Source organism: Thiorhodococcus drewsii AZ1, from assembly GCF_000224065.1.
In the GTDB taxonomy this organism is placed as follows: Bacteria; Pseudomonadota; Gammaproteobacteria; order Chromatiales; family Chromatiaceae; genus Imhoffiella; species Imhoffiella drewsii.
In genome coordinates this window covers 1-5841 of sequence record NZ_AFWT01000076.1, presented here as the reverse complement: position 1 = coordinate 5841, position 5841 = coordinate 1, and the positions used below count along the sequence as shown (strand labels likewise).

General features: G+C 62.4%; 5 protein-coding genes and 1 pseudogene. 3 read left to right on the top strand and 3 right to left on the bottom strand.

Translation table 11 applies throughout. From position 1 onward, the window contains the following. The 3 genes from THIDRDRAFT_RS22665 to THIDRDRAFT_RS22655 all read left to right on the top strand — a co-directional run. The coding region (locus THIDRDRAFT_RS22665; RefSeq protein ID WP_007043265.1) for an HlyD family secretion protein at positions 1-734 on the top strand (734 nt) is incomplete at its 5' end. Positions 735-901: 167 nt separating this feature from the next. After that, positions 902-1840 (top strand): ABC transporter ATP-binding protein, encoded by a 939-nt coding sequence (locus THIDRDRAFT_RS22660; protein WP_007043264.1) that lies wholly within the window; start codon positions 902-904, stop codon positions 1838-1840. After that, positions 1837-2940 carry an ABC transporter permease gene (locus THIDRDRAFT_RS22655; protein ID WP_007043263.1) on the top strand — a complete coding sequence of 368 codons (1104 nt, stop codon included), beginning with the start codon at positions 1837-1839 and terminating at the stop codon, positions 2938-2940. The genes THIDRDRAFT_RS22660 and THIDRDRAFT_RS22655 overlap by 4 nt, the downstream gene beginning before the upstream one ends. Before the next feature lie 461 nt (positions 2941-3401). Here THIDRDRAFT_RS22655 and THIDRDRAFT_RS22650 read toward each other — a convergent pair whose 3' ends face one another. The 3 genes and pseudogenes from THIDRDRAFT_RS22650 to THIDRDRAFT_RS22645 all read right to left on the bottom strand — a co-directional run. Continuing rightward, on the bottom strand, positions 3402-4187 hold the full coding sequence (locus tag THIDRDRAFT_RS22650; protein ID WP_216725668.1) for a hypothetical protein: 786 nt from the start codon (positions 4185-4187) through the stop codon (positions 3402-3404). A 1317-nt stretch (positions 4188-5504) separates the two neighbouring features. Then, a pseudogene (locus tag THIDRDRAFT_RS25095) lies at positions 5505-5621 on the bottom strand (lactoylglutathione lyase); the annotation flags it as partial. Between the two features lie 17 nt (positions 5622-5638). Further along, on the bottom strand, positions 5639-5841 hold a 203-nt coding region (locus tag THIDRDRAFT_RS22645; protein WP_007043261.1), incomplete at its 5' end, for an ISAzo13-like element transposase-related protein.

The window sequence follows — 5841 nt, the reverse complement described above, 5'->3', positions numbered from 1 at the left end:
CCGCCCGCGAGCAGGCCGAAGCCCGCCTGGCCGAGCTCGTGCGCGGTCCGCGCGCCGAGCGCATCGCCGAGGCCCGGGCCAGATTGAGCGGTGCCCGGGACGACCTGGCGGTGCGCGAGCGCGAACTCGAACGACTCACTGCCCTGCTGAAGCGCAAGCTGACCAGCCCCGACTCGGTGGACGCGGCCCGCCGTCTGCGCGACCAGTCGTGCAGCGAGCAGGACCGTGCCGGCGCCGCGCTCGCCGAGCTGGAGCACGGCACCACCCCCGAGGAGCTTGACCAGGCCAAGGCGGCACTGGCCCAGGCGCGCGCCAACGAGCGCGAGCGGACACTCGACCTCGAACGACTGACCGTCCGCTCGCCACGCGACGGAAGGCTCGACGACCTGCCCTACCGTCTCGGCGAACAGCCGGCCATCGGCAAGGTGGTCGCCCTGATGCTCGCCGGACCCAGACCCTATGCGCGGGTCTACGTGCCCGAGGCGATCCGCGCCCGGGTCACGCCCGGAACCGGCGCCAGCATCGCGGTCGACGGTCTCGACACCCAGTTCGCAGGACGGGTGCGCAAGGTGCTCGCCGATCCGGCCTTCACGCCCTACTACGCCCTCACCGAGCGCGATCGCGGACGCCTGACCTATCTGGCCGAGATCGACCTCCAGAACGCACCCGAATCCCTGCCGGCCGGGGTCCCGCTGGTCGCCAGCTTCCAGCTCGACGGACCGGGCAAGCATTGAGGGAGACCCAGGAGAAAAACCTTGAACCGCAAAGGCGCAAAGCGCGCAAAGGATTTCAATAGGTTGTCCGTGATGCGACTCCGCCAGACAAGCCTCCGTTTTCCTTCGCGTCCTTCGCGCCTTTGCGGTTCACATCCCCGAATCCAGCTCCAACACCCGAGCCCAGGATGAACAGCGACTACGCCATCGAATCCCACGGCCTGACCCGCCGTTTCGGCGCCTTCACCGCCGTGGACCACATCGATCTGCGCGTCCCGCGCGCCCAGATCTACGGCTTCCTCGGACCCAACGGATCGGGCAAGTCGACCACCATCCGCATGCTCTGCGGTCTGCTCACCCCATCGGAGGGCACGGCACAGGTGTTGGGGCATCCGGTTCCGGGCAACGCCGAGGCGCTCAAGCAACAGATCGGCTACATGACCCAGCGCTTCTCGCTCTACGAGGACCTGGACGTCGAGGAGAACCTGGGCTTCATCGCCGACATCTACTGCCTGCCCCGCAAGACCCGTCGCGCGCGGATCGAGGCCCAGCTGGAGCGCTACGACCTGATCGAGCAGCGCCGCCAGCGCGCCGACACCATGAGCGGCGGCCAGAAGCAGCGTCTCGCCCTCGCCGCCGCCACACTGCACGCGCCGCCCCTGCTCTTTCTCGACGAGCCGACCAGCGCGGTCGACCCCCAGAGCCGGCGCGATTTCTGGGAGACCCTCTTCGCGCTGGTCGCCGAGGGCACCACCATCCTGGTCTCGACCCACTACATGGACGAGGCCGAGCGCTGTCACCGCCTGGCGATCCTGCAGCGGGGACGCATCGTCGCCGACGGCACCCCGACCCAGCTCTATGCCGGCATGGACGCCCTGGTGTTGGAGGTGGAAACGGACGCGCCCGGACCCGCGCGCGCGGCGCTGGACTCATTGGAGCACATCCTCAGCGTCACCCAGCTCGGGGTGCGGCTGCGGGTGCTGGTCGCCAAGGCGGTCGAGGACGCGCCCGAGCGGGTACGCTCGGCACTGGCGGCCGCCGGCGTCGAGGCCCGGGTCCAGCCGGTCCATCCAAGCCTGGAGGACGTCTTCGTCCTCGCCACCGATTCCGACGGAGCCGAGCCATGAGCCGCTGTCTCACCCGACTGGGCGCGATCCTCTTCAAAGAGGTCCGGCAACTAAGACGCGACAGTCTCACCTTCGGCATGATCGTCGGCATCCCGCTGATCCAGCTGATGCTGTTCGGCTACGCCATCAACACCGACGTCCGCCACCTGCCGGCCGGGGTGGCCGACCAGGCCCAGACCTCGCTCTCGCGGGCGCTGATCGCCGACAGCCAGGCGACCCAGGTGGTGGACATCCATCGCACGGTGCGCGGACCCGAGGAGCTGGAGCGCCTGCTGCAGCGCGGCGAGATCTCGGTCGGCCTCTACATCCCGCCCGACTTCGGACGCCGGCTGCAGGATCCCGAGCGCCCGGCCGCCCAGTTGCTGGCCGACGGCACCGATCCGGTCGTCCTGATGGCGGCCCGCCAGCTCGCCCAGATCAGGCTCGACTACGACACGGCGGCAGACAAGCCGAGCGGCGAGCCGATCTTCGAGGTCCGCAACTTCTACAACCCGGAGCGGCGCTCGGCGCTCAACATCGTGCCCGGTCTGATCGGGGTCATCCTGACCCTGACGATGGTGCTCTTCACCGCAGTCGCCATCGTCCGCGAGGCCGAGCGCGGCAACCTGGAGCTGCTGATCAACACCCCGGTGCGCACCATCGAGCTGATGCTCGGTAAGATCATCCCCTACGTCCTCATCGGGCTGGTGCAGGTGAGCATCATCCTGGCCCTCGGCATGCTGCTGTTCGGCGTACCCGTAAGGGGCGCGCTCTACCAGGTCTATCTCGCCGCCCTGCTCTTCATCGCCGCCAACCTGACCCTGGGCCTGGTCATCTCCACCGCCGCCAAGACCCAGTTCCAGGCCATGCAGATGACCTTTTTCTTCTTCCTGCCCTCGATCCTGCTCTCGGGATTCATGTTCCCCTTCGCCGGCATGCCCAAGGCCGCCCAGTATTTGTCCGAGCTGCTACCGCTGACCCATTTCATACGGATGATCCGGGGGATCATGCTAAGAGGGGCCAGCTTGGCGGATATGCCTGGGGAGGTGTTGGCGTTGGTCGTGTTTGCGGGGGTTACACTGACGTTGGCGGTGTCGCGGTTCAGCAAGACGTTGGATTGAGACCCGATTCAACCATGCCGATTATGTTCATCGCCAACCACAAGGTATACCGTGGGACGCAACAAATAAGGAAGTTTTAACCAACGGAAACGGCGGCCCCCGAGTTGAGGGCCGCCTGAGCGAGATTAACGCTTCCGCTTAACCGGTATCCTCCATGCCTTGTAACCATATTCATGGGCATCAAGATACCGATCGCTATTTTTGACCCTGCGGTAACGGCAGTAAATGTAACCGTCAGCCGCGTACGAGTCGTTTTTGGGTGTAGCGGAACCCATATTGGTAGGTGGCATAGCCATTCTCCAAAGTAGATGGCTCGAGGGGGAGCACCCCGAACCGATTGCCTTTGAAGGGGGAATCCGCTACACTTCTAAGCGCCAACGAAGTAGTGGAGTGGGCTTCCCATTCCCCCTAAACGCCCACCCAAGTGGGCGTTTTTGGTTTTGAGGCTACATCTTTAGTTCCTAAAATTCATTGTCCTCATCAACCGTTCCAATGATCGCGAGCTGTGCTTCAAGCCTCTTCTTGTCCGCCTCATAGAACGGGTCAGGCACTTCAATCCAAGCCATGCGCCCTCCTGCCAACCTGATCGGGTAGCGAACCCCCTCGCGTACAGCGGCAACGGGGACTGAATGGCTCGTACTCCCAACATGCACTGGAGCAGGAACTGACGAGCGCTTCGGTGGGGCGGCGACGGCAACCTCTATCTCTTGGTGTTCGTCTTCAACCGCATCTTCCTGGGCGACGTCATTTGTCACCCCCGCAGAAAACTGTTCTGCATACTTAAGCGACGCCCTAAACACCTCGATTGCACTCTGAGCTGCAGACTCGAGAAAACCGTGTTCATCAACAAGTTCAAACACTAGTGCGCGGTCTGACGGCAGGTTGCCGTCATACTTCTCAAGGAGCTTGGAGAAAAGCAAAGGCTTGTTGAGCCATTGATGGATCAGCGCTGCCCTGTCTGCGTCAGCGGGGTGCAACTTGAAGCGCTGAACATCTTTGCTGACGACGAGCTTACCGCCAGGCGCTTTTTGAATGATCCCGAACGCTTTGAGATTAGCTAGGACGCGCGCCGCACTTCCATTATTAGCATCCTTGTAGCCGAGGTTAGCTGCAACAACATCGGGAGGCACCGCATGCACCCCTTCCTTGTCGAGCAGCTTAAGGCCGGTCTCAACAGCCCAGTTCAACGGCTGCTGGGGATAGTTCGGGCTCCGGCGTGCCCTCTTCGTAGCGGTTTCACCAGCCATCATGCGCCCCTAACTCAACCAGGATATGTGGACTCTACATCGGCGAGAGTTTTGACGCAAGTATTTAACGCGATCATTTATCCGAAACACCGAAAAATAACGCCATTATTTAGCGCTGACCCGGCATTACAGGTATCCGCCCTTGGCCCCCGTAACCGCGCTATACCGGGCGAACGGGCCTTGACCCTCCCCAGCCTATAGTCCCGGCCCTTGCCCCCCTGAAATCGCAGCTAACAAGGCCAACCCCTCTTCCAGATGGACTCCTCCAGAAAAGCAAAACGCCCAACCCCTTGGCAGAATTAGGCGTTTCGGTCGTTGATCGTGGATGGTTAATCAGGTCGCCTGATTTTGCTTTCGCTTTTGGTACTGCGTCCGCGCCGTGAAGAAGGCGATGCCCTCTTCAACGCAGGCGGCGATGACATCCTTACGCTTGGCGTCGGGCATCGAGTCGGCGATGGCCCAGACGCGCTTGACGGGGTTTCGACGGCGGAGACGTTCCGGGGCTTAACCACAGGGGCGGGGCTTCCTCCTGCCGGGCCTCGGAGAAAAAGCGCAAAAAGGGGACGCATTAATTTTTAACCGAAGAGGCGGGCGTGTTAGCCGTCTACAGGGATGAAACAGGCTCCTTTTGGTTCTTGGGGACGAAAAAGGGGACGCATTTATTTTTGTTCGAAGAGGTTGGCGTGTAAGCCGTCCGTGAAACCGGGGTCATGAAACGGGGCTTGAAAAACAGCAGCGCGCCCGGGGTCGGGTCACGCAAAAAATAGCAGCCTGGTGCCCGCAGTTTCCGCCCATGCTTTGAACGAAACCTGCCCCGGCAATCCCTGACCCTGCCCTGCCATCCCCCCTGCCAGAGGTTCCCTCGCCAACCTCCTCGGAAGTCGATCCCCCACATCTATGGACGATGCGCCTCCCGAAGCGCATCCCGGCAATGATGCGCCGCGCTGCCTGCGGATCGGTTAGCGTACCTGGGGCGACAATTGGCGACCAGTCTCACGAGCGCTGCGCGCGAGCTCTTCGACGAGACGCAGGTCTTCCTACACACTTTCATCTTGTCATGACAGGTTGCTCTTCGCCTTGCATCGAAGACCCTTACCTCCCTGTGTGGAGCCCATGTTGCCCAAGAAGGTTTCATACGACGCTGGCCGCTTCCTCATGTGCTCGGCTCTCCCGAGCGCGGAGTACTATCAGCCAGTCTGACTTCCGCCAAGCCATCGGTGAGACGCCGGAAGAGGCGCTCCAGGAGCCGATGTCAGGATTCGCCTTCCGCTTTCCAGAGGTTTTCAGCCCAGGATTGGACTCGTCCTCTGTCGCGGATCAGCCCGCCGTCTGTCCCGCGCCGATGCGCTCGATCGGGTAGCCGTCCGGATCCTCGACGAAGGCGATGAGCGTGGTTCCGGCATTCATGGGACCGGCCTCGCGGAGGATCTTGCCAGCTTAGGGACCGCCCACTAACTATTTCCCGATTTATTTGGCCTGATGGTGTAGTTTAGATTGGGGCAGAGGCGTCGCCGTCGCATGTTCAGTGCCGCCATGTCTTGCGAGCTGACTTTGATCCCTTTGGCGTACACCATCGTATCGAGAACGGCTTTGATCTGTAGCCCCTTCGTGGTGGTTGTGCCACGGATGAGTGCCAGCATCGTGTCGAGCGAAC

Bases quoted from the DNA above. Each gene is read 5' to 3' on its own strand.
- THIDRDRAFT_RS22660 (WP_007043264.1), top strand. From the start codon at position 902: ATGAACAGCGACTACGCCATCGAATCCCACGGCCTGACCCGCCGTTTC.
- THIDRDRAFT_RS22655 (WP_007043263.1), top strand. From the start codon at position 1,837: ATGAGCCGCTGTCTCACCCGACTGGGCGCGATCCTCTTCAAAGAGGTC.
- THIDRDRAFT_RS22650 (WP_216725668.1), bottom strand. From the start codon at position 4,187: ATGGCTGGTGAAACCGCTACGAAGAGGGCACGCCGGAGCCCGAACTAT.